The 24,772-nt window shown below is 55.1% G+C and carries 21 protein-coding genes and 1 riboswitch; of the genes, 15 read left to right on the forward strand and 6 right to left on the reverse strand.

The window, feature by feature from the left end:
• The first annotated feature begins 173 nt into the window (after nt 1–173).
• Entirely contained in the window at nt 174–1,133 is a 960-nt protein-coding gene (locus tag KB235_RS06305) for an HNH endonuclease signature motif containing protein (RefSeq protein WP_211780769.1), read from the forward strand.
• Nucleotides 1,134–1,185: 52 nt separating this feature from the next.
• Here KB235_RS06305 and KB235_RS06310 read toward each other — a convergent pair whose 3' ends face one another.
• The gene (locus KB235_RS06310; RefSeq protein ID WP_211780770.1) at nt 1,186–1,377 is read right to left on the reverse strand and encodes a hypothetical protein; all 192 of its coding nucleotides are present in this window, start codon (nt 1,375–1,377) and stop codon (nt 1,186–1,188) included.
• Nucleotides 1,378–1,516: 139 nt separating this feature from the next.
• Between KB235_RS06310 and KB235_RS06315 the strand changes: the two genes are divergently transcribed.
• The gene (locus KB235_RS06315; protein ID WP_211780771.1) at nt 1,517–2,929 is read left to right on the forward strand and encodes an NAD-dependent epimerase/dehydratase family protein; all 1,413 of its coding nucleotides are present in this window, start codon (nt 1,517–1,519) and stop codon (nt 2,927–2,929) included.
• 52 nt (nt 2,930–2,981) lie between these two features.
• On the opposite strand, the gene KB235_RS06320 is transcribed toward KB235_RS06315, so the two are convergent.
• Nucleotides 2,982–3,311, reverse strand: a complete 330-nt coding sequence (locus tag KB235_RS06320; protein WP_034807033.1) for a YolD-like family protein — start codon at nt 3,309–3,311, stop codon at nt 2,982–2,984.
• Nucleotides 3,308–4,603: a Y-family DNA polymerase gene (locus tag KB235_RS06325; protein WP_211780772.1), complete on the reverse strand. Its 1,296-nt coding sequence runs from the start codon at nt 4,601–4,603 to the stop codon at nt 3,308–3,310. The genes KB235_RS06320 and KB235_RS06325 overlap by 4 nt, the downstream gene beginning before the upstream one ends.
• A 249-nt stretch (nt 4,604–4,852) precedes the next feature.
• Between KB235_RS06325 and secA2 the strand changes: the two genes are divergently transcribed.
• A complete protein-coding gene (gene secA2 / locus KB235_RS06330; RefSeq protein ID WP_211780773.1) occupies nt 4,853–7,219 on the forward strand; it encodes an accessory Sec system translocase SecA2 in 2,367 nt (788 codons plus the stop codon).
• The gene (locus tag KB235_RS06335; RefSeq protein WP_211780774.1) at nt 7,219–8,022 is read left to right on the forward strand and encodes an SLAP domain-containing protein; all 804 of its coding nucleotides are present in this window, start codon (nt 7,219–7,221) and stop codon (nt 8,020–8,022) included. Before secA2 ends, KB235_RS06335 begins: the two co-directional genes overlap by 1 nt.
• 47 nt (nt 8,023–8,069) lie before the next feature.
• Here the strand turns inward: KB235_RS06335 and KB235_RS06340 are convergent, their stop codons facing one another.
• The gene (locus KB235_RS06340) at nt 8,070–8,306 is read right to left on the reverse strand and encodes a hypothetical protein (RefSeq protein WP_211780775.1); all 237 of its coding nucleotides are present in this window, start codon (nt 8,304–8,306) and stop codon (nt 8,070–8,072) included.
• Nucleotides 8,307–8,446: 140 nt separating this feature from the next.
• On the opposite strand from KB235_RS06340, the gene KB235_RS06345 reads away from it, so the two are divergent.
• The 4 genes from KB235_RS06345 (at nt 8,447) to KB235_RS06360 (ending at nt 14,184) form a co-directional block, all read left to right on the forward strand.
• Entirely contained in the window at nt 8,447–10,732 is a 2,286-nt protein-coding gene (locus tag KB235_RS06345) for a bifunctional 2',3'-cyclic-nucleotide 2'-phosphodiesterase/3'-nucleotidase (protein ID WP_246514377.1), read from the forward strand.
• Between the two features lie 170 nt (nt 10,733–10,902).
• Nucleotides 10,903–12,345, forward strand: a complete 1,443-nt coding sequence (locus tag KB235_RS06350; protein ID WP_211780776.1) for a carbon starvation CstA family protein — start codon at nt 10,903–10,905, stop codon at nt 12,343–12,345.
• Between the two features lie 92 nt (nt 12,346–12,437).
• Nucleotides 12,438–13,109, forward strand: a complete 672-nt coding sequence (gene trhA, locus KB235_RS06355; RefSeq protein ID WP_034807041.1) for a PAQR family membrane homeostasis protein TrhA — start codon at nt 12,438–12,440, stop codon at nt 13,107–13,109.
• 157 nt (nt 13,110–13,266) lie between these two features.
• The gene (locus tag KB235_RS06360; RefSeq protein ID WP_034807043.1) at nt 13,267–14,184 is read left to right on the forward strand and encodes a proline dehydrogenase family protein; all 918 of its coding nucleotides are present in this window, start codon (nt 13,267–13,269) and stop codon (nt 14,182–14,184) included.
• A 314-nt stretch (nt 14,185–14,498) separates the two neighbouring features.
• Here the strand turns inward: KB235_RS06360 and KB235_RS06365 are convergent, their stop codons facing one another.
• The gene (locus KB235_RS06365; RefSeq protein ID WP_034807045.1) at nt 14,499–15,401 is read right to left on the reverse strand and encodes an SDR family oxidoreductase; all 903 of its coding nucleotides are present in this window, start codon (nt 15,399–15,401) and stop codon (nt 14,499–14,501) included.
• A 213-nt stretch (nt 15,402–15,614) separates the two neighbouring features.
• Here KB235_RS06365 and KB235_RS06370 point away from each other — a divergent pair, with 213 nt between their 5' ends.
• From KB235_RS06370 to gcvH, 6 genes are all read left to right on the forward strand, one after another.
• Nucleotides 15,615–18,026, forward strand: coding sequence for a 3-hydroxyacyl-CoA dehydrogenase/enoyl-CoA hydratase family protein (locus KB235_RS06370; RefSeq protein WP_211780777.1), 2,412 nt, complete (start codon nt 15,615–15,617; stop codon nt 18,024–18,026).
• A 19-nt stretch (nt 18,027–18,045) separates the two neighbouring features.
• Entirely contained in the window at nt 18,046–19,218 is a 1,173-nt protein-coding gene (locus KB235_RS06375; RefSeq protein WP_211780778.1) for an acetyl-CoA C-acetyltransferase, read from the forward strand.
• 13 nt (nt 19,219–19,231) lie between these two features.
• On the forward strand, nt 19,232–21,016 hold the full coding sequence (locus KB235_RS06380) for an acyl-CoA dehydrogenase family protein (RefSeq protein WP_211780779.1): 1,785 nt from the start codon (nt 19,232–19,234) through the stop codon (nt 21,014–21,016).
• A gap of 83 nt (nt 21,017–21,099) precedes the next feature.
• On the forward strand, nt 21,100–21,828 hold the full coding sequence (locus tag KB235_RS06385) for a hypothetical protein (protein WP_246514379.1): 729 nt from the start codon (nt 21,100–21,102) through the stop codon (nt 21,826–21,828).
• Nucleotides 21,829–21,874: 46 nt separating this feature from the next.
• Nucleotides 21,875–22,237 carry an arsenate reductase family protein gene (locus KB235_RS06390; protein WP_211780781.1) on the forward strand — a complete coding sequence of 121 codons (363 nt, stop codon included), beginning with the start codon at nt 21,875–21,877 and terminating at the stop codon, nt 22,235–22,237.
• 39 nt (nt 22,238–22,276) lie between these two features.
• Nucleotides 22,277–22,660, forward strand: a complete 384-nt coding sequence (gene gcvH, locus KB235_RS06395) for a glycine cleavage system protein GcvH (protein ID WP_034817224.1) — start codon at nt 22,277–22,279, stop codon at nt 22,658–22,660.
• A 39-nt stretch (nt 22,661–22,699) separates the two neighbouring features.
• Here the strand turns inward: gcvH and KB235_RS06400 are convergent, their stop codons facing one another.
• On the reverse strand, nt 22,700–23,752 hold the full coding sequence (locus KB235_RS06400; protein ID WP_211780782.1) for a PTS sugar transporter subunit IIC: 1,053 nt from the start codon (nt 23,750–23,752) through the stop codon (nt 22,700–22,702).
• Between the two features lie 184 nt (nt 23,753–23,936).
• On the opposite strand from KB235_RS06400, the gene KB235_RS06405 reads away from it, so the two are divergent.
• Nucleotides 23,937–24,194 carry a thioredoxin family protein gene (locus KB235_RS06405; protein WP_034807055.1) on the forward strand — a complete coding sequence of 86 codons (258 nt, stop codon included), beginning with the start codon at nt 23,937–23,939 and terminating at the stop codon, nt 24,192–24,194.
• 455 nt (nt 24,195–24,649) lie between these two features.
• Nucleotides 24,650–24,755, forward strand: a riboswitch (SAM riboswitch).
• Nucleotides 24,756–24,772 lie beyond the last annotated feature (17 nt).

A 24,772-nucleotide genomic window follows, 5' to 3' on the forward strand; every position in this document is an offset into this window, starting at 1 on the left:
GTGATCAACTTGTTTCACAAACGGTAATTGCTTGGTATGCTAATGAGGTACGAAACAATGCTTTACATAATCTGTACCCGATATGCGTTGTGATTGTAAGGGGAACAGAGCAAAGACTTAACACTTTAGGTGGTATCGCCGTCAAGATACATAAGACTGTTGGAGGGATGGCCATGGGCTGGAAGTTAGAAGTGGCTGAGGCCAAAGGAGATTATTTGACGGAAACGGATTTGTGGCGTCACACACAACAGTTTCTCATGAACGCGACACATACGACGACGTACAAGCATATGCTCATGAAGGCGTTGCTCGAATGCACGACCGAACTGAGTGATTCCGGTATATTGACGTTCCAGCAAATTTCGAGACATGTGACGAAGATGTATTGGAATTTGATTGTGACGAACGGCTTACGGCAAGTGAATCAACTTGGAAAATTGAGTTCGGTCGAGAAAACGATGCTCGCGTTCCAAGCGACACATGAGATTCCGTCCACATGGAACTTTGACCGCCTGCCCGTTTCTCAGCAACAACAACTGATTCGGAACGTGAACCAGTTCTATAAGAAGTATGTGTACGGCTCGTTCTATGCTTCGTTCGAGGGGACCGTCTATTCATTCAACCGGAAAGAAGAGTGGGTCAAACTCGTGCCTGGTTATATCGTCTTTTTTGAAAAGTACAAGCGTGTACTGATGAACGTCACGAACTATCAGCTCGCCGTCTTTCTGGAAAAATACAATACACGTGATGCGATGGAACAAATTTTGAGCAAACTCGAGTTCGTCTCGTCCCGGCAATCGCTCGACGAGTTCAAACAGATTTTACTGAGTCACGGTCATCCCGTCTGTTTTTATTGCATGAAACCGCTCAAACAGACTCACGTCGATCACTTCATTCCGTGGTCGTATATGCAGAACGATGTATTATGGAACTTTGTATTGGCATGCCCGAGTTGCAACACCAGTAAGAATAATCGGATGGCGAAGGTGGATTATCTTTATGCACTCGTGGAACGAAATGATGAATTGCGCGTGGCAGAGCAGATGGGGACATACAAAGAGACGAAATTGATTCACTTATACGACTATGCGGTGCAGAACGGGTTTGAAGCCAATTGGACACCAAAGACATAAAACGAGTCAAACCTGATTAGGAAGGTTCGACTCGTTTATATTTATTTGATTCTCACCACAAGTTAAACAAATCCGCCACAATCGCATCACTTCCGTCTTGGAACATGAACAAGCCGAGTGCGATTGACAGACCTCCGATGACGAGTGTACCGAACCGCATCAGTCCGCTCGTCTTCTTTTTGAATAAACCGCGCATCACGAGCCATCCACCGATCAACAGCATCAAGAAATACCAAAACCCCATAGCCATTCCTCCTCCGCCTGTAGTTGAATCTAGTTTACATATTTTTTCCAATACATACTGTAGGGCGCGGGACTGATTTAATCCTAGTCAAAGACGGGTACATTATCTCTATGTGCAAATGAAGGGGAGAGTGACCACTATGCGGAAAACCATCGTCATCGCGGGCGCGAGCGGCTATATCGGCTCGAACGTGATGGACCATTTAAAAGAAGAATATGACATCATCGCCTTATCCCGCTCGACGAAGAACAAGGAAGACGAGGACCACATCACGTGGCGGTCGTGTGACTTGTTCTCGTATGAACAGACGCGCGAGGCGTGCGAGGGGGCGGACTACGCCATGTTCCTCGTCCACTCGATGATTCCGGACGGCGGATTGACGCAGGCAACGTTCGAAGACATGGACGCGCTCATCGCCGACAACTTCGCCCGGGCGACGAAAGCGAACGACATTGAACAAATCGTCTACTTGAGCGGGATCATTCCGAAAGAGTCGAAGACGTTGTCACGTCACTTGAAGAGCCGGCTCGAGGTCGAACGGATTCTCGGCGGTCAAGGCGTGCCGGTGACGACGATTCGGGCCGGGCTCATCATCGGTCCGGAAGGCTCGTCGTTCCCGATTTTGGCGAAGCTCGTCAAACGGTTACCGGTCATGATCCTCCCGAACTGGACGAAGACGGAGACGCATCCGATCGACTTGCGTGAAGCCGTCCAGGCGCTCATCTCGGTCGTCGGGGCCGAGGCGCTGTATGACCATCATATCGATATCGGCGGTCCGGAAGTGATGACGTATCGGAAGATGATTGAAGATACGGCTGACGTCATGGGCAAACGCCGCGTCATGATTGACTTCCCGTTCCCGACCATCAAGCTGTCGCGTCTTTGGGTCATGGCTGTCACGGGTGAGCCGAAAGACACCGTCTATCCGCTCGTCGAGAGTATGGGCCACGCCATGGTCGCGAAAGACACGACCGGCGTCAAGCAAGGGGAGATCCCGTTCAAGGAAGCGGTCGAGCACGCGCTCGAAGAAGAGGAGAAACAGAAGTCGGGTGGCGGCAAGAAGAAAAAAGCACCGCAACAGTATACCGTCCGCTCGATTCAACGGTTTGGCCTGCCCGAGAACAAATCGGCGCTATGGATGGCCGACACGTATTTCGAGTGGCTCGGCCGGCTCGCGTATCCGCTCATCCAGACGACGAAAGAAGACGATGATTGGGAGATTGCGCTCCTCCGTCCATCACTCGTCGCGCTCCACCTTTCACTCGAAGACGAGGCGACGGATGACATGGCCTCATTCGAGATTGATGGCGGACTGTTCACGAAGCTGACGGAGGACGACAAGACGGGCCGACTCGAGTTCAGACGGCTCCCGGAGTCGGACGAAGGGCTCGTCGCCATCCACGAGTTCGTGCCGGCGCTGCCGTGGTGGTTCTATACGAAGACGCAGGCGAAAGCCCATCTCGTCGTCATGTGGCTGTTCGGCCGTCACGTCCGTCTGCTTGGAGAAGATGCGGACGAGGGCGATCAAGTCGTCGAGGCGCCGACGAATTAACGAAGACGCATCCATCGCGATGCGTCTTTTGGCCGTCGTGACGCCAAGCATTCTAACGAACGGACAAGATGTTCGCGAACGGAATCCGCTGCACCGCCCCATCAAACAGCTCGACTTCACGCTCCGCGTAATAGATGGCATGGACGTACCCGCGCATCGAACGCGTGGCCCCGTCTTCGAAGACGGTCACCTCGACGGCGTCACCTTCCCGAATCGCACGTTCGAGCTCGGTCTGCCATAGATAGAGGAGCTGCTCATCTAAATCGGGTAGCTCGATCTTTTGGATTTGGGCATAGTAGCGCTTCAACAGCGCCACATGTTCGGGCATGAGAAACGGGATCCATTTCAGCTCCCCCCGGTCTTTGTAACGGGTCTTGCTCATCGTGAATCGCCTCCTTGTTTATGTCCGCCAATCAACCGCTGACGAGTGCGGAGCGGACTGTCTTTTAATAAGCTCGACGCCGGCCGAATCGTCCCGCGTCCGAACCGGACGTTCAATTGGTCGACGAGGTCGAGGAAATCGTATCGCCTTGCTTTCGCCCATTCGTCCTCGAAGAACGAGAGCTGGACGTGGTCGCTCCGTGGCTCGAGCTTGCCGAGGGCGACCGAGACGTAGCGGACGGCCTCGGTCTCGTCCCAACTGTCGAGGAAGAGCGTCAACAAGACCGGCAAGAAGTCCTGCTCGTCCGCCGTGAAGCGGTCGAGCTTTTTTTGTTTACTGAAGCCGCGCCGTTCACTCGTCCGCGTATAGCGCACGCCGAGATGGACACTCCCACCGACGAGCCCGGCTTGCCGAGTGCGCATCCCGACCTCGACGGCAATCGCCTGCAAGACGAGCCGAATCGAGGCGTAGGTCGTGTAATCTTTCATGAGCGTGATGCCGTGCCCAATCGTCCGCGGTCGTTGCCGCTGCGCCCCGAACAACGAGCTCGGGGGCAGAATCGTCGGCGATTCGTCGATGCCCCAGGCGTGATGCCACAGCTCGGCGCCGATGACGCCGAATTTCTCGTGCAACACGTCGAGCGGATAGTGAGCGAGGTCCCCGATCGTGAAGATGCCGAGCCGTTGCAAGTGGACGGCCATCTTCGCCCCGACGCCCCACATCTTCTCGATCGGGGCCGGATGGATCATCTTTTCGACATCGTGGAGGAGGCACCGGGCGACACCCGTCTTCTTCCCGTGCAAATCGAGGACGAGCTTGGCGAGGACGTTGTTCGGCCCGATGCCGATCGTGACCGGGATGCCCGTATAGCGGAAGACGGTCGAGCGGATGAGGCGGGCGACGTGCTCGTCATTCCCGAACAGCCGCTCGGTGCCGGTCAAATCGACGAGCGTCTCGTCAATCGAGTAGACGCGAATCGCTTCGGGCGGCGCGAACTGGTGCAGGATGTGGACGATTTGCACGGAAACGTTCAAGTAATGGCTCATCCGCGCCTCGGCGTAGAGGACGTGCTTTCGATCCTGCCAAGGCAAGCGATCGATGTGGAACCGCCTCGATCCGGTCTTGATGCCGAGCCGTTTCATCGGCGGGGTCGCGGCGAGGACGAGCGCGCCGCTGTCCTCGAGGTTCGACAGCACGACGAGCTTTGTCTTGTACGGGTTCAGGTTGCGAGCGGCACACTCGCAGCTCGCGTAGAAGGAGACGCTGTCGATACAAAAAATCCGACGACGCATCGTCATCACTCCTTTTACGAACAAATGTTCTGTTTTTTTCATCGTAACACGGTCTCATCCCGTCTCAAATACTAATTTGAAAATAAATTTGTAAACACTTTTTGAAAATTACCCAATTTTTATATGAATTTCATAAATCAAAAACCATCTTTTAGGAAGATTTCGTAAAAAAGTCTCCGAAATGGTCCAGTTTTCGCTATAATAGACGGGTATGGAATTGACGAATGTGAGATAGATGGAGGCTATAACGTGATCCAATTTGTAAAACAATTGACGAATGATCAAAGCCGGCGCTTGAAAGGGTACGAACGACGCGTCGCACGCATCAACGACTTAGAACAAACAATCCAATCCCTCTCGGACGACGAGATGCGGACCTATACCGATACATTGAAACAACGAATCGCGGACGGGGCGAAAGTCGACGACATCGCCGAAGAAGGGTTCGCCCTCGTCCGTGAGGCGGCCGTGCGCGTCTTAGGCATGCGTCACTATGACGTCCAGCTCATCGGTGGCTTTGCCCTCCTTGAAGGAAACATCTCGGAGATGCCGACCGGGGAAGGGAAGACGCTCGTCGCGGCGCTCCCGAGTTACGTCAAGGCGCTCGAAGGAAAAGGCGTCCACGTCATCACCGTGAACGAATACCTCGCGACGCGTGACGCGAACCAAATCGGACAGATCCATGACTTCCTTGGCCTCACGGTCGGGTTGAACGTGCCGGAAATGGAGCCGGACGCGAAGCGTGAGGCGTATCAGGCCGACATCACGTACGGCGTCGGGACCGAGTTCGGGTTCGACTACTTGCGTGACCACTTGGTCGGTGCACCGGAAGAGCGCGTCCAGCGCCCGTTCCATTTCGCCATCATCGATGAAGTCGACAGCATCTTGATTGACGAGGCGAAGACGCCGCTCATCATCGCCCAAAAAGACCGCTCACACATCCGCTTGAAGGCGCTCGCGCAACGCGTCGTCACCGAGTTCGACGAAGCCGACTACGAGGTCGACCTCGAGTCGAAATCGACGGCGTTCACGGAGTCGGGCATCTTGAAGATTGAAGACATGTTTGCCATCGACAACTTGTTCAGCGCCGAGCATCAAGTGTTGTACCATTACCTCGTGCAGGCGCTCCGGGCGAACGTCTTGTTCGAGCTCGACGTCGACTATATCGTCAAAGAAGACAAGATCGAGCTGATCGACTTGTTCACGGGCCGCATCATGGAAGGCCGAAGCCTTTCAGAAGGGCTCCATCAGGCGCTCGAGGCGAAAGAAGGCGTCACGATCACCGAGGAGAACAAGACGACGGCGGAAATCACGATTCAGCACTACTTCCGGATGTACCCGCTCATCGGCGGCATGACGGGGACGGCGCAGACGTCACGCCAAGAGTTCTTGAAGACGTACAACATGGACGTCGTCCAAGTGCCGACGAACCGGCCACGCCTCCGCGAGGACCATCCGGACCGCATCTTCATGACGATCGAGCAGAAGTACGCGGCCGTGACGGAGAAAGTCGTCGCGCTCCACGAGACGGGACGCCCGGTATTGATCGGCACGACGTCAATCGCCCAATCGGAAGCGATCAGCAAGCACTTGTCGAAGAAGCGCATCAAGCACGAGGTGTTGAACGCGAAGACGGTGACGCAAGAAGCAGACATCATCGCCGAGGCCGGGCAGTACGGCAAAGTGACGATCGCGACGAACATGGCCGGACGTGGGACGGACATCATGCTCGACGCGAAATCGAAAGAGGCGGGCGGTCTGTTTGTCGTCGGGACGGAGCGCCACGAGTCGCAACGTGTCGATAACCAGCTCCGCGGACGATCGGGCCGTCAAGGCGACCCTGGGGCGACCCAGTTCTTCGTCTCGCTCGAAGACGAGATCGTCAAAAGGTACGCGATTCAAAAACTGGAGCGCATCGAGAAGAAGTTGAAGCCGGATGCGCATGGCGAAGTCTCTGCGAAAGAGGCGGCCGACATTATCGAATACGCGCAGACGACGATTGAAGGAATCGGTGTCTCGATTCGCGACTACTTGTTCAAGCTCGATGACGTCTTGAACGAGCAGCGCAACATCGTCTACACCATTCGCGACCAGGCCGTCAACGCCGATGCGGACGCGATCAAGAAGAACGTCCTCGGCATGATGCGCCTCGCCATCGAGAACAGCATCGATATGCATGTGACGGACGAGCTCGTCCCGGAAGAATGGCCGATCGACGAGTTGAAGGCCGACCTCCATTACTTGACGATGCGCGAGCCGGTCTGGTCGGACGCGGTCGCCGATACGTTCGAACTGAAAGCCGAGCTCAAAGGCTTCACGGATGACATCATCGCGACGGCCGAGACACGCCTCGAAGGCGACGAGGTCGTCCACTTCGTCAAAGAGTCGCTCCTCCGTGCCCTCGACATGAAATGGACGGATCACTTGACGATGATGAGCGGATTGAAAGAAGGGATTGGCCTTCGCAGCTACGCGCAGGAAGACCCGGGCCGTCAATTCGGAAAAGAAGGTCTCGAGATCTTCGAACAGACGTATGTGAACATCGCGCGTGACGTGACGATGGAAGTATGCCAGCTCGACCGCTACTTCGCGGCGCCGGTAGAGGAGGAAGCGTGATGTTAGGATTTCGTAAACGTAAGCAGATTGAGACGAACAAAGCCGAAGGGGAGCGCCAGCTGACGCTCGTGTTCGATGACGAGATGGGGATCCCGAAAGAGGACGAGTACGTGTTCCGCTATCATGCGAAGCGTCTGCCGAACCTGCTCGAGAACCAACTGTCGATCGAGCTGTTGAACGCCGAGCTGTTGTCGGAAGGGTTGTCGATCGTCGCCTTGTTCCGCAACACGCTCCCGGGCTCGTTCGAGATTGACGAGTTACCGGTATTGCTCCTCGATGCGAACAACGTGCCACTTGGCCGGAAGGTGCTCAGTCGCGTCGACTTGCCGAACTTCGAGCCATGGACGAGTAAGCCCGTCTACCTCGACTTCTTCGCCGACGAGTTGTTCGGTGACTTCGAATTAAACGACTCGATGCGTCTCGTCTTCCAGATGAACCCAATCGACCCGCTCCAGACGGTGTCGGATGCAGAACGGGCTTCGTTCCCGTCAGCCGCATGGGAGCAGCTCGCTCGAACGAACGTGTCGACACCGCCGGTCGGGGAGAACGAGTTCAACATGATGCTCGTCCACGTCGAGACAGACGCGACGGACGTGACAGCGACGCTGTTGCTCCGTAACGGCTATGCCCAAGACTTAAACGTCGAACAGTTGCCGCTCGAACTGATGAGCGGGGATGAAGCGATCGCTTTGACGGTCGTCCGCCTCACAGAAGCGGTACGTGGGAAACATGCCTACCCGGTGCAGGCAAGGTTCGAAGGAATTGAAGCAACCGGGCCATTCACGGTCAGAATCAAGCAATGAAAAAAGCTCAACTTCTCCGCTTGGAGTGGTTGAGCTTTTTCGTGTACCTATTCAGACGGGCTATAAATACGGTCCGTGTCCGTGTCTAAGACGAAATCGATGCTCATCTCGTCTGAACCTGGAATCCGATCAAAGCGATGGAGCCGACAAAACATGTCCGGAAAGTCTTGTATATCCGTCACCCCGTCTTTCGTTTGTCGATACATTTCCCTCATTCTCTGTTTGGAGCACTTCTTTCCGCTCAAGTAAACGCTCCCCCAATAGCCATCGATTTCAATAATCAACGATCCCACTCCTCGCGAATGATGTACTTTCATCATAGTCAAAATCTCCGTCAATTTTTACAAAAAATAATGGTGACGTTTACAAACGGGTGGTATAGTGAAAGAGGTTAAGTCATTTTTTGTAAAAAGGGGAAATGAAAATGAAAACAGCCTTAAAATGGACGATTGCGACGGCACTCGTATTGCCGGCGACGTTACCGCTGCACGCACCGAACGTACTCGCGTCAGAGGACGTCGTGAAGCTCCGCTTCCTAGAGACGACGGACCTACATACGAACATCACGAACTACGACTATTTCCAAGACAAAGTCGACAACACGATCGGCTTGACGAAAGTCGCGACGCTCATCAAACAGCATCGCGCGGAAGCCGGGGCAGACAACACGTTCCTGTTCGATAACGGGGATACGCTTCAAGGGACGCCGTTCGGGGATTACGTGCGGGAAGTGCACCAAAACAACCCGGGTACGTTCGAGCATCCGATGTACAAGGCGATGGCGGCACTTGATTATGATGCGGTCACGCTCGGGAACCACGAGTTCAACTTCGGACTCGAGTTTTTATACGACGTGATGGAAGGGTCGAAAGGGAAGCTTCGTTTCGTCACCTCGAACGTCAAGGATTTAGAGGGGAATCCAATCGTGTCGAAGTTCAACGTTGACGGACAAGAGGTCCAAATCATCGAGCGGACGGTCACGGATACGGACGGGGAGACCCATACGATCAAAGTCGGGGTGTTCGGCGTCGTACCACCGAAAATCATGTCGTGGGACTCGGGGAACTTGCAAGGCCGCGTGACGGCGGAGAACATCATCCCGTCGGCCCGTGAAGCCGTCAGTAAATTGAAAGCGCAAGGCGCGGACGTCGTCGTCGCCCTCGCGCACTCAGGAATCGGCGAAAGCGCCGCCCTCGCTGACGAGCAACGTGACGACGAAGAGAACGTCGGCTACGCCCTCACGAAAATCGATGGGCTCGACATGGTCATGACCGGTCACCAGCATGGACGCTTCCCGGACGCGAACGGTATGTTCGCATCGTTCCCGAACGTCGACATGGCGAAAGGGACGATTAACGGCAAGCCGGTCGTCATGGCGAACAACCAAGGGAAAGATTTAGGCGTCATCGACTTCGAACTCGAGAAAGTGGACGGGGCATGGCGTGTCCTCGATGCGATGGCCAAGCTCGACACGATCACGGCGAATACGCCGGTCGATGCCGAGATTCAAGCGCTCATCGAAGACGACCACCGGGCCACGATCGAGTACATCAACCGTCCGGTCGGCGAGATTCAAGACGACATCCAAAGCTATTTCGCGCTCGTCCGTGACGATTCATCGGTGCAGTTCGTGACGAACGCGCAGAAATGGTTCGTCGAGAAAGAGCTTGAGACGAACCCGGACCTCGCCCCGTATAAAGGGTTGCCACTTCTCTCAGCCGGTGCGCCGTTCAAGGCGGGCGGCCGTGAGTTGACAGATGCAGGCTATTACACGAACATTCCGAAAGGTCAAATCGCGCTCAAGAACGTGGCGGACTTGTACGTCTATCCGAACACGCTCGAAGTCGTCAAAGTGACCGGGCAAGACGTCATGGACTGGCTCGAGATGTCAGCCGGGGCGTATAAAGAAGTGAAGGCGGACGGGGAACCGCTCTTGAACCTCGCGTTCCGTAGCTACAACTTCGACATCTTGGACGGATTGACGTATGAGATTGACGTGACGGGTCCAGCGAAATTCGATGTCGGCGGGAAACTCGTCAACGCTTCGGCGAACCGCGTGAAGAACGTCGAATATAACGGCAAGCCGATTTCGATGGACCAAGAGTTCTTGGTTGCGACGAACAACTATCGTGCTGGTTCATCTTCGTTCCCAGGTCTCAACGGTGGCAACAGCATCGTCTATCGTTCGGCATACGAGACACGGAATGTCATTTCGGACTACATCATCGCCAGCCGTGGTGCCGTCGATTATAAAGCCGATGACAACTGGAAAGTCGTCGCCGACGCGAAACGCCTCGCGACGTTCGAGACGGCGGACGCTGGCAAGAAGTACGTCGACCTATACGAAGGCATCGAAGCGACGGACGCGACACGCGTTGATGCGGCCGGACGTCTCTTCCGTTCGTACACGATCGCACTCGATCCGGTGACGGAAGCCGAGCAAGTCGAGCTCGTCCTCTCGGTCGACACGATCAAGCCGGGTGCGAAAGCTGTGACGGGTGTCACGACGGCGAACGCGACCGTCACATTGAAAGACGGAAAGCAGGTTCTCGCGACAACGAAAGCGAAAGCCGATGGCACGTATGCACTGTCTGTGAAACCGCTCAAGCTTCGCCAAACGGTGACGGTCGTCAGTGAACTCGACGGTCAAACGAAAGAAGAAACGAAAGTCGTCGGAGCCGGACATGTCGGTGTCCCGGCTCTTCGATAAGCAATGAATGAGCCCTCAGTTTTGAGGGCTTTATTTTGTGTCAAAAAAGTGAATGAAACCCCTTACATAAATTGTGGAAGTGCTATATAATCAACAATGTAATCGGTTACATAGGATATGTAAACCAATGGGCCAACGGGGCCACATACGTAATAAAGGGGACAGCAATCATGGTTACATTTTTTATCGCCATCGCGATCCTACTAATCGGGTATCGCATTTACGGCCGTTACGTCGAGAAGACGTTCGGCATCAAGGAAGAGCGGACGACGCCCGCTTACGCGTCACAGGACGGCATCGACTACGTGCCGATGGGCAAGAAACGGAACTCGATGATTCAGCTGTTGAACATCGCCGGCGTCGGGCCGATCTTCGGGCCGATCATGGGGGCGCTCTACGGCCCGGTCGCGTTCCTTTGGATCGTCTTCGGGTCAATCTTCGCCGGGGCCGTGCACGACTATTTGACAGGGATGATCTCGCTTCGTAACAACGGGGCGCACTTGCCGCAGCTCGCCGAGAAGTTCCTCGGCCGCTCGCTCCGCCATATCGTCAACGGGTTCGCCTTGCTCTTACTTCTCTTGGTCGGGACGGTGTTCGTCACGTCACCGAGTAACATGATTAACAACTTGTTCGGTGGGGACGCGTCGACGCTCATCTTCGTCATCTTCGCCATCTTCGCTTACTACATTTTGGCGACGCTCCTCCCAGTCGATAAAATCATCGGCCGCATCTACCCGTTCTTCGGTGCGCTCCTGTTGATTAGCGCCGTCGGCATCGGGGTCAGCCTGTTCGCACAAGGGTACAAGGTTCCAGAGATGTCACTGACGAACATGCATCCGGACGGCCTTCCGATTTGGCCGCTCCTCTTCTTCACGATCTCATGTGGGGCGCTCTCTGGCTTCCATGCGACCCAGTCGCCAATCATCTCGCGGACGACGATGAAAGAAAGCAACGGACGCTCGATCTTCTACGGTATGATGATCGTCGAAGCGGTCATCGCGATGGTATGGGCCGGTGCGGCCATGGCCATCTTCGAACCGGGGGAGCTTCTCGGGATGATTCAAGCGGGCACACCAGCGCTCGTCGTGCAAGAAGTGGCGACGCTCATGCTCGGTAGCATCGGCGGCACGCTCGCCATCCTCGGTGTCATCGTCTTGCCGATCACGTCAGGCGACACGGCGTTCCGTAGCGCTCGGATGATCATCGCCGACTACTTGAAAATCGCACAGAAGAAGTTCTCGTCACGCCTTTGGATCGCGCTTCCGCTCTTCGCCATCTCGTACGTGTTGACGAACATGGACTTCCAGATGCTCTGGCAGTACTTCAACTGGGCGAACCAGACGACGGCCGTCATCGCGCTATTCGTCGGGGCGATGTACTTGTACATCAAGGGACGCAATCACTACATCGCGCTCATCCCGGGCACGTTCATGCTGTATGCGGTCTGGTTCTATATCTTGACGGCGCCAATCGGCTTTAAGATGGACGGACCGATTCCGTACGTCATCGCCACGATCGGTACGATCACGTTGCTCGTCCTGTTCTACTTGCGCGCACGGGCGATGCGGGCACAGAATATGGAATGTGACGTTCCGGTGAAAGAAGTCGCATAACGAATCGACATGGGCCCTCGTGGCCCATGTTTTTGTTTGCAACGAAATCGGGAAATGACCATACTAGAGGAATACAGAAAGGTGGGACCCGAATGGAACAAGAGAAGTTAAAAGAGATGCTCCATGCCGATACGCTCGGGGAAGAGATCGCGAGCGCCGTCACGCACGGTCTCGGGGTCATCTTCAGTATCGTCGCCCTCGTCTTACTCGTCATGAGTGCGACCGAGACGGGGAGCACATGGAACGTCATCGCGGTGAGCGTCTTCGGGGCGTCGATGATTTTACTGTACCTCTTCTCGACACTCATGCACGCGATCCCGCACCCGCGGGCGAAGCGTGTGCTTCAAGTGTTCGACCATGCGGGGATTTACTTACTCATCGCCGGGAGCTACACGCCGTTCGCGCTCGTCTCGCTTCAAGGCAGACTCGGTTGGACGCTCTTCGGCATCGTCTGGGGCGTCGCCATTCTCGGCATCGTCTGGAAGCTCTTTTCGACAGGGAAATACATGTGGGTATCGAACGTGACGTATCTTGGCCTCGGTTGGATTTGCATCATCGCGATTCGCCCGCTCTATGAGTCGCTCGGCCATACCGGGTTCATGTTGCTCCTCGCCGGTGGGATCGCCTATTCGGTCGGGATCGTGTTCTACGTATGGCAGAAGCTACCGTTCAACCATGCGATTTGGCACTTGTTCGTCCTTGCCGGAAGTGTGTTCATTTTCCTCAGCATTTTGCTATACGTCGCGCCGACGACACACCTATGAAACGGACGTCCGAAAGGGCGTCTGTTTTTTTGAAAAGTTGGGCAATAAACTGCTGGAAACGGTTACAAAAATACAGACGAATGGACGTTTGTATGTCATAATAATTTCAGACATCGTCATAGAGATAGATGGGTGTAAACGTAAGGGGGAAAAGCAGATGGAAAAAGTGTTGCGCGATGGATTTATTTACATGTCTCAAAACAAAACACTCAACAGTTTGGCTAAAAAATACGGACTTCGGTTCGGTGCTTCACGCTTTGTGGCGGGGGAAGATTTCAAGACGTCGGTTCCGACGATTCGCGAATTGAACGCGAAAGGATTGTCGGTCACGGTCGACCATTTGGGGGAGTTCATCACGACGGTCGAGGAAGCGACCGAAAATCGGGATGAGATTATTCGGGCGATCGAGATCATGGCAGAAGAGAAACTCGACGCATACATGTCGCTCAAGCTGACGTCACTCGGGTTTGATATTTCCGACGAGTTGATTGAAGACAACATGCGTCAAATCTTGACGGCGGCGCAAGCCGTCGGTGTGTTCGTCGCCATCGACATGGAAGACGAGCCGCGCTGCGAGAAGACGCTCGAGTTGTTCAAGAAATTGAAAACAGACTTCGAGGGCCTCGGGACGGTCATCCAGTCGTACTTGTACCGTTCAGAGGATGACATCAACCATCTCGCACCGCTCAAGCCGAACCTTCGCATCGTCAAAGGGGCGTACAAAGAGCCGGCGACGGTCGCCTTCCCAGAGAAAGAAGACGTCGACCACAACTATTTGAAGCTCGTCAAACTCCATCTCGCGAACGGGAACTACGCCTCGATCGCGACTCATGACGACCACATGATCGATGCCATCATCGAGCATGTGAAACTGAACGACATCCCGCTCGACCAGTTCGAGTTCCAAATGCTGTACGGCATCCGCGTCGAGCGTCAACTCGAGCTCGTCCGCCAAGGCTATAAAGTCCGTGTCTACGTGCCATACGGCCGTGACTGGTACGGCTACTTCATGCGCCGCCTCGCGGAACGTCCGGCGAACGTGGCGTTCGTGTTAAAAGGCATGGTGAAAAAATAAAATGAGCACGAACGCCCGCACCGGGCGTTCGTGCTTTTTGATGCTCGGTAAAATGCGTCCTTACGGCACCCATGCTTTCAGCAGGCAATCCCGAAGCCTCCTCGCGCCGATATCGGCACTGCGGGGTCTACGTTGGATTGCTTTCCTGCATGAGTCAGGGTGCCGACGGACGCATGCAATCACAATCCGACGCCAACGTGATGCATATGGCTCGTCCTTGGGCACACATTAATGCTATGAGGTGCGGGCAGGCGCCGAAAGGACGCACTGCACAAAAAGAAGCCTCGGCAAGTGAGCCGAGACTTCTTGAGACTTTATCCGTTCACGACCGTCCCGCCGTTGACGTGGATGACTTGTCCACTAACGTACGTCGAGTCGTCACTTGCGAGATAGACGTAGGCCGGGGCGAGTTCCGCCGGTTGGCCCGGACGCTTCATCTCGGCCGAGTCTCCGAACGAGGCGACTTTGTCCGCCGGGAACGTCGCTGGGATGAGCGGTGTCCAAATCGGACCAGGTGCGACACCGTTCACGCGAATCTTCTTCTCGGCGAGGTTACTCGCGAGTGCGCGTGTGAACGATGTGATCGCCCCTTTTGTCGACGAGTAGTCGATCAATTGGTCGTTCCCTTGATACGCTGTAATCGATGTCGTGTTGATGATGCTCGCGCCTTCGTTCAAGTACGGGAGGGCGGCTTTCGTCAAATAGAACATGCTGAAGATGTTCGTCCGGAACGTCTGCTCGAGCTGCTCGTCCGAGATGTCGAGGAGCGACTCTTGTGGATGTTGCTCGGCGGCGTTATTGACGAGGATGTCCAAATGACCGAACGTCTCGAGCGCCTGTTTGACGACGTCTTGGCAAAACGCCGAGTCGCCGACGTCCCCTTGAAGTAAGAGACACGCTTGACCGAGTTCTTCGATTCGCTCTTTCGTCGCCTCGGCGTCCTCGAGCTCGTTTTGATCTTTATAGACGATGACCGAGTTCGCACCTTCATGGGCGAAGAAGATGGCGACCGATTTCCCGATGCCGGAGTCGCCGCCTGTGATGATGGCGACTTTATCTTTTAACTTCTCGCTTCCTTTATATCCTTCACGCTCATAGATGGGGAACGGCTCCATCTTCGAGTCGATGCCCGGCTGATGGGCTTGCTCTTGGCCGTCCTTCTTGAACGATTCAAAATCTTTTCGACTTCCGACTGTGTTTAAACGATTGTCACGCATGTTTACATTCCCCTTTCTAAAATTAACTCTTTGTGTCTATACCACTCAACTCAAAAATTAATCGTTATTTCGTGAAATGGAATGAATTTGAAAAATGCGGGCTTGCGAATGAATGTTCATTCATTTATGATAGAAGAGTAAACACGATGGTGATTGCGATTTTTTTTACGCTTGAAATGAATCACTATTCATTCTCATTGAGGGGGGAACAATATGACGAGTCACATCGAACAATCAGCCGACCTCCGTTTGACGAGCAACATTCGTTTTGCGGTCGTCATCGGTTCAGGAGTAATGGGGGCGGGGATTGCGGCTCACTTGGCGAACGCGGGGATTCGTTCGCTCATGCTCGACATCGTACCACGGGAATTGACGGCGAAAGAAGAAGCGAAAGGGCTCACGCTCGAGTCACCGGAAGTACGCAACCGCATCGCATCCGAGAACCGTCAGAAGCTGTTGAAGCAAAACCCGGCACCGCTCGCGACACCGGAACACTTGAACTTCATCGATGTCGGCAACTTAGAAGATGATCTCGAGCGCTTGAAGGAAGCCGACTGGGTCATCGAAGTCGTCGTCGAACGGCTCGACGTGAAGCAACAGCTGTTCGAAAAAATCGCACCTTACATCCGTGAAGACGCGGTACTCAGCTCGAACACGTCCGGCATCTCAATCGAGGCGATGGCGAGCGTGTTGCCGGAAGGCTTGAAGACACGTTTCCTCGGGACGCACTTCTTCAACCCGCCACGTTACTTGAAATTGCTCGAGCTCATCCCGACGGAGAAGACGGCGCGCCCGGTCATCGACTTCATGGCCCGCTTCGCCGAGGACCGTCTCGGGAAAGGTGTCGTCGAGGCGAAAGACACGCCAAACTTCATCGGGAACCGCATCGGCACGTACGGTCTCCTCGTCACGTTCGAAGAGATGCTCAAACAGAACGCCTCGATCGGTGAGATGGACTCAATCACCGGACCGCTCATCGGCCGCCCGAAATCAGCGACGTTCCGTACGCTTGACGTCGTCGGCATCGACACGTTCGTCCACGTCGCCGGAAACGTCTTCGAGACGCTCGAATCGGGCGAAGAGAAGGACACGTTCGACGTCCCGACGGAGATGAAGACGCTCGTCGAGAAAGGCTGGATCGGACAGAAGGCCGGCCAAGGGTTCTATAAGAAAGACGGCAAAGTCATCCAAGAACTCAATCTCCAGACGTTCGAGTACGAACATTTGAAAGCGATTACAGGTCCGGAACTCGACCAAATCAAGTCACTCCCGGGCTCGAAAGCGAAGTTGAAAGGTGCCATCTTGAACAAAGGACGCATCGGACAACTGCTCTGGCCGGTGACAGCGAAGACACTCGTCTACTCGGCTCGCCTCACAGGCGAGATCAGCGACACGATCGTCGCCATCGACGACGCCATGAAGTGGGGCTTCGGCTGGAAGTTCGGCCCGTTCGAGACGTGGGACGCGCTCGGCGTCGAGAAGTCGGTCGCCCGCATGAAAGAACAAGGTTACGACGTCCCGGCGTGGATCGACGAGATGCTCGCTGCCGGACACACTTCCTTCTATAAAGGGGACCAGTATTACGACAAAGCGTCTCAGACGTACGTCGAGAAGACCGTCAACCCGAAAGAAGTGAAACTCGCACCGCTCGCCAAGTCGAACGGCGTCGTGCTCGAGAACGGTGGGGCCCGCCTCATCGACATCGGCGACGATGTCGTCGCACTCGAGTTCACGTCACCGAACAATGCGATCGGTGTCGACATCATGCAGATGATCGAGCAGTCCATCGACCTCGTCGAGACCGACTTCAAAGGACTCGTCCTCGCCAACGACGGCAAGAACTTCTGCGTCGGGGCTAACCTCGCGATGATGCTCATGGAAGCGGAAGACGAAAACTGGTACGAGCTCGACTGGATCATCAACAAGTTCCAACAAGTCGTCCAAAAGATTCGCTACGCCGCTCGCCCGGTCGTCGTCGCGCCTTACGGTATGACGCTCGGCGGCGGGACGGAGATCAGCTTGCCAGCCGCACGCATGCAGACGGCGCTCGAGACGTACATGGGTCTCGTCGAAGTCGGCGTCGGCCTCATCCCAGGCGGCGGCGGGAACGTCAACACGTATCGTCGTTTCTTGGAGCAGACACCGAAGGCGATGCAAAACATCGAGAAAGCGGCGCAACAGACGTTCGAGAACGTCGCCATGGCGAAAGTGTCGAAATCGGCGTTTGACGCCAAGACGCTCGGCTATCACCGTGCGGTCGATGGCATCTCGATGAACCGCGACCACTTGACGTTCGATGCGAAACAGACGGTGCTCGGTCTCTACGACGGCTACACGGCACCGGTTCGTGAGAAGTTACCGGTCGTCGGACAGACGGGGAAAGCGACGCTCGAACTCGCGGCGTACGAGATGTTCTATGGCGGCTATATCTCCGAGCATGATTTGAAAATTGCGAAAAAACTCGCCCACGTCATCAGCGGCGGCGATTTGGCATACGGCACGATGGTCGACGAGCAATACTTCCTCGACATCGAGCGCGAGGCGTTCCTAAGCCTCATCGGGGAACCGAAATCGCAGCAACGGATGCAACATATGCTCGTCAAAGGCAAGCCACTTCGGAACTGACAAAAGGGGGATTTCACAGATGAGGGAAGCAGTCATCGTGGCCGGCGCACGAACGCCGGTCGGAAAAGCAAAACGGGGGTCGTTCCGAAACGTCCGCTCGGATGAACTCGCGGGTCACGCGATTAAAGCGACGCTCGAGCGGTCCGGCTACAAAGGGCCCATCGACGACGTCATCATGGGATGCGCCATGCCAGAAGCCGAGCAAGGGATGAACATCGCCCGCTATGCGGCGGTTCGCGGCGGTTTGTCTCACGAAGTGCCGGCCATCACGATCAACCGTTACTGCTCGTCGGGGCTTCAAGCCATCGCCGACGCGGCAGCGAAAATCATGATCGGCCAAGCGACGGCGGTCATCGCCGGCGGCATGGAGTCGATGAGCCTCGTGCCGATGGGTGGACACGTCATCCGTCCGAACCCGAACATCATGGAGACGGCACCAGAATACTACATGAGCATGGGCCATACGGCTGAACGAGTGGCAGCGGAATATAACATCTCGCGTGAGGACCAAGACCGGTTCGCCATCGATAGCCATCAAAAGGCAGCGGCGGCGATCGCCGGCGGCAAGTTCGAAGAAGAGATCGTCCCGGTGACGGTCATCGAGCACGTCCTCGGGGAAGACGGGAAAGTCGCGGAGCGCGAAGTCGTCGTCAAACACGATGAAGGCGTCCGTGCCGACTCGACCGTCGAGGCGCTCGGTAAGTTGCGCCCGGCCTTCAAAATCAAAGGCTCGGTGACGGCGGGGAACGCGTCCCAAGTGTCAGACGGTGCTGCGGCCGTGCTCGTCATGGAGCGCGAAGAAGCGGAGCGACAAGGCTTGAAACCGATGGCGAAGTTCCTCTCGTTCGCGGTCGGCGGGGTCCGTCCGGAAGTGATGGGAATCGGTCCGGTCGTCGCCATCCCGAAAGCGCTCGAGATGGCCGGCGTGAAGCTTGAGGAAGTCGGACTGTTCGAATTGAACGAGGCGTTCGCGAGCCAATCGCTCGGCGTCATCCGTGAACTCGGCATCGACCCGTCGAAAGTGAACGTCAACGGCGGCGCGATTGCCCTTGGACATCCGCTCGGTTGCACGGGTGCGAAACTTTCGGTCTCGATCTTGCATGAGATGAAACGACGCAATGAAAAGTATGGGGTTGTGACGATGTGCATCGGTGGCGGTATGGGCGCTGCTGGCGTCTTCGAATTACTATAAGGGGGAATTGACTATGGAACGGACAGAACACGAATTGATTAAAGGCGGTAGCTTCGTCATCGACGCACTCGACGCGGAGCGTCTCTTCACACCGGAAGACTTCTCAGATGAGCACAAGATGATTGGCGACACGACGGCGAGCTTCGTCGACGACCGTGTCATGCCGGTCCTCGGACGCATCGAGAAGCACGAGTTCGATCTTTCGGTCGAGCTGTTGAAAGAAGCGGGCGAGCTCGGCCTTCTCGGCGCGGACGTGCCGGAAGAGTACGGCGGCTATCAGCTCGATAAAATCTCGTCATCGATTATCACGGAACGCTTCGCCAAAGCGCGTTCGTTCGCCCTCAGCTACGGTGCCCACGTCGGCATCGGGACGCTCCCGATCGTCTTCTTCGGGACGGAAGAGCAAAAGCATAAGTACTTGCCGAAGCTCGCGACCGGTGAATGGATCGCCGCCTACGCCCTCACAGAGCCAGGCTCAGGGTCAGACGCATTAGGTGCCAAGTCGACGGCCGTCTTGAACGAGGCCGGCACGCACTACGTGTTGAACGGGGAGAAGCAATGGATCACGAACGCCGGGTTCGCGAACGTCTTCGTCGTCTACGCGAAAATCGACGGCGACAAGTTCAGCGCCTTCATCGTCGAGCGTGACTTCAACGGGGTGTCGACAGGCGCCGAAGAACAGAAGATGGGGATTAAAGGCTCATCGACACGGACGCTCATCTTAGAAGACGTCGAAGTGCCGGTCGACAACCTCCTCGGGGAGATCGGCAAAGGCCACGTCATCGCGTTCAATATCTTGAACGTCGGACGCTACAAACTCGCCGTCGGTGCGGTCGGTTCGTCGAAACGGGCGTTCGATCTCTCGGTCCAGTACGCGAATGAACGCAAACAGTTCAAGACGCCGATCAGCCAGTTCCCGCTCATCCAAGAAAAACTCGCGATGATGGCGGCGAACATTTACGCGATGGAGAGCTCGGTCTACCGGACGGGCGGCTTGTTCCAAGACAGCCTCGACGCCCTCGGCGACGACAACATGCGTGACGGCTCGAAAGTCGCACAAGCGATTGCCGAGTATGCGATCGAGTGTTCACTCAACAAAGTGTTCGCCTCGGAGACGTTCGACTACGTCGTCGACGAAGCGGTCCAAATCCACGGCGGTTACGGCTTCATGACCGAGTATGAGGTCGAGAACTTGTACCGTGACTCACGGATCAACCGGATCTTCGAAGGGACGAACGAAATCAACCGGTTGATCGTGCCGGGCACGCTCCTCAAGAAAGCGATGAAAGGCGACTTGCCGCTCCTCGCCGAAGCGCAGAAACTCCAAAAAGAGCTCATGAGCTACATGCCGCAAGAACTTGACGGCTCACCGCTCGCGCGTGAGAAGATGTTGCTTTCGAACATGAAGAAAATCAACTTGATGATCGCGGGCACGGCCGTCCAGAAGTACCAGCAAAACCTCCAGAACGAGCAAGAGATTCTCGCGAAGATCGCCGACATCATCAGCGCCATCTACGCGCTCGAGGCGGCCATCGCCCGGACGGACAAAGCGATCGGCCGTACCGGCGCCGAGAAGAACCAGCAGAAAGTCCGTTACACGGAAATCTTCGCCGAGCAAGTGTTCAAGCAAGTCGAACTCATGGCGAAAGAAGTATTGTACGCAGCTTCGTCTGGCGACGAGCAACGCATGCTTCTCTCGGCAATGAAGAAATTCAGCCGCTATCAGCCGATCAACGTCATCGGCACGAAGCGCGAAGTCGCAGCGAGCCTCATCAAAGCGAACAAGTTTATCGTCTAAACGTAAAGCAGGGTCGGCCGGACGCGGTCGACTCTTTCTTTTTGGCCGAGCTAAACCGTACAATGAGGTCAGGAGGGATGTTCATGAGACGAAATGACTTGTTGGAACGGATGGAAGAAATCGGGCGCGCGGTCGCCGAATATGACGGGACGCTCATGCTGCTCGCGCTCGGCTCAATCGGCCTTGAGACGGACCGGCTCGATGAGTACTCGGACCTTGATTTCTTTTTGATCGTCGAGGACGGACAGAAGGGTCGTTTCATCGACAATTTGGATTGGTTAGAAGTCGCACCGTTGGCCTATCAGTTCCAAAACACGAAAGACGGGCACAAAGTCATGTATGCGGACGGGATTTACGCCGAGTTCGCTGTATTCGACTTGCCTGAGATGCCTGCGATCGCCTACACCCCGGGACGCATCGTTTGGCAACGGGATGAGGCGCTCGAGGCGTTCGCGACGCCGAAAATCGTCACACCGGCGACGGATGTCTCACATTGCTATGAAGAGGCGCTGACGAACCTGTATGTTGGCCTGCTTCGCGAGCGGCGAGGGGAACGGCTCGCAGGATTCGAGCTCATTCAAGTGTCGGCCGTGAATAACGTCTTGAAGGCACACGGGGAGATGAGTGACCCGTTCAATCCGACCCGGCGCGTGGAAGTTCAACATCCTGAGATGATCGCGTTCCTCGAGCGAGCGGTGCTCGGATATGGACGTTCCGTCGAGGCGGCCGCCTACATCCTCGCATATATCGAAGAACGTCACCCGGTCAATGCGACGCTGAAGCGGGAAATTGACCGGTTGCTTCGGACGTGAAGTCAAGAAACGAGATATGCTACATTAACAGAAGAGGTGATGAACAATGGTGACACTATACGGCTATCCACCGTGCAGCACATGCAAGAAAGCAGAGAAATGGTTGAAAGAGAACGACGTGGCCTATACATACGTCCATATCGTCGAGGCGACACCGTCGAAAGACGAGTTGGCCGAGCTGTGGAAGCAGTCCGGGCTACCGCTCAAAAAGTTTTTCAATACGAGCGGCCAAGTGTATCGTAACGAAGGCATCAAAGATCAGTTGCCGAACTTATCAGAAGACGAACAACTCGAGCTCCTCGCAAGCAATGGTATGCTTTTGAAGCGTCCGATTGTGACGGACGGGGAAAAAACGACGGTCGGATTTTCGGAAAAGTCGTTTACAGACGTTTGGGGCGAAGTGCTATAATACACGTGTGAGTCTAATTTATTTGAGGGGGAAGTTAGGATGAGCAAAGTACCTGCCAATTTACGTTATTCAAAAGAACACGAATGGGTTGAAGTGAACGGGAGCGTGGCCCGCATCGGGATCACGGACTTCGCACAGAGCGAACTCGGGGATATCGTCTTTGTCGAACTTCCTGAAGTCGGGGGCACGATTCTAATTGATGAGCCGTTCGGTTCGGTCGAATCGGTCAAGACGGTGTCGGAGCTTTACGCACCGGTCTCTGGTAAAATCACAGCGGTCAACGAGTCGCTCGCGGATTCGCCAGAACTCGTGAACGAAGCACCGTTCGAAGGCGCTTGGATGATTGAAGTCGAGTTGAACGACGCGTCAGACGTTGACAAGCTCATGACAGCCGAAGAATACGAAGCGATGATTCAAGGCTAAACAAAACCCGGTTTCTCTTCACGAGAAGCCGGGTTTTTTTCATTCGAAGTCGAGACGATAATGTTCCGGACGGATGAGCGGGGTCCGGTTGAACAGTTTGAAGAAGAAGACACCGAGCGCGATCGGGATGAGACCGAACAAGACGATGACGAGCATGACGTTGAAGAGCGCGAAACCGCCCGGCATCAAATGAAGCGCATTGATCGGTCCGATGAGCCCCGAGACACCGAATCCGGCACTGATCGGCGTGCCTTCGATTCGAAGGATACCGGCGAGCGCACCGAGAATGGCCGCGTTCGCGAGCACGGGGAGCATCATGATCGGACGACGGATGAAGTTCGCCATCTGAATCTTCGGTGAACCGAGGAAGTGGGCGATTGACGTGCCGGTCGCGTTCATCTGCCACCCGGCGATCGCGAGCCCGAAACCGGCGGCGACGACACCGAGATTGGCCGCCCCGGCCGCGACGCCCGATAGGCTGATCGCCGTGGCGATCCCGACCGTCGAAATCGGCGAGACGATGATGAGCGAGAACGCCATCGCGATCAAGATGCCCATGACGACCGGTTGTAGTTCCGTCATCGTCATGATGATCGTCCCGACGTACGTCGTGATCTGTGAGATATACGTGAGCAGGAACGCGCCGATGCCTCCGGCGACGACGATGACCGTCATCGGCAAAACGAGTACCGTGTACGTCTTTAAGCGTGGTGACAGTTGCATGACGAGATACGTCGCGAGGGCCGCCGTCACACCGGCCGTGATGACGTCACCGATGCCGGCCATGAGGAAGGTACCTTCCTCGATGCGGATGGCACCGCTCCCGACGTGTGTCGCGATGCCGATCGTCCCGGCCTCGAGTGCCGTGCGGCCGAACTGCATGGCGACGGCGACCCCGATAATGACCGGGAGGAGGCGCATCGCGATCGTCGTCGCGTCTAAGATGAACTGGAGCGACGGAAAATACGGCAAGATGGCTTTCGTCAATTCACCGAGCAATGCGCTCGGAATGAGGGCGATCAAAATGGCAAGGCTGAGTCCGTTCAATACGTTCATCAAGAACTGTTTTCCGGTAAGTCGTTCTTCCGTCATGTCTTCTTCACCTATCCTTCTCTTTTACTGTTATGTACAAAAGCATTAAAGTTATTGACCATACTATGCCTCTTTCGGACGCACGTCAACCAGAAAAATGGAAGTATTCAGAATTTTTTCAAATCGAGCACAACTTTTGAATGTCGGGACGAAGCTTCTTATAATCAGGAGAGAGGTGAGAAATATGGTGACAGACGGATTGTTATATATATACGCCCCAATGTGTGGTACATGCGCCGTGGCCGAGCGGATGCTCACGGTCGTCGAGGCGGTCGATCCTAATTTAAAGATTGAAAAACGCGATGCGAACTTCATCCCAAACGAGCTGGAAGCGTATCAAGTGATGAGCGTCCCGGCGCTCCTGAAGCTTGAAAATGGCCAAGTGACCGATCGAATCTATGCGTTCCAAAACGTGCAACACGTGCTTTCCTTCGTCAAGTGACGGAGGAACATTAGAATAATCTGAAAATTTTAAATAATCAGTTGACACAGAAAGTTCACGAATGGTATATTCATTACAACATCTTACTTGAACACAAAAATAGGACGCGATTTACTCGCAATCAAGACGTTCAGGCATCGCCGAACCACCCGCTTACGCGATTTTGAAGTGGACCTTCCCTTCGATTGTCCCCCAAAAAAATCAAGCGAAGGAATACAGACCGCGTAGCCGTTCGGTACATGTCAGGATTGGGTGATTGACGAGTAACATCCCCCATATTAAGGATGAATGCTCTGATCGGGCAAAAGGGGTTCATCTATGGGTTGTCCTTCCTGTGACTCAAGGTGCTACGTTCTGTGTCGTCTTCGGACGGCACCTTTTTTTATTTTTTCGCATAAAATAGTTTGACATGAAAATAATATGTCGCTATGATAAGGCTAATCGAATATACAACACTCTTATCAAGAGAGGCTGAGGGACTGGCCCTATGACGCCCAGCAACCGCGGAGCAATCCGAAATGGTGCTAATTCCAGCAAGGTGTATACCTTGGAGGATGAGAGCAATCGTTGTCCGTACC

The organism is Exiguobacterium alkaliphilum, from assembly GCF_018138125.1.
GTDB lineage: Bacteria > Bacillota > Bacilli > Exiguobacteriales > Exiguobacteriaceae > Exiguobacterium > Exiguobacterium alkaliphilum.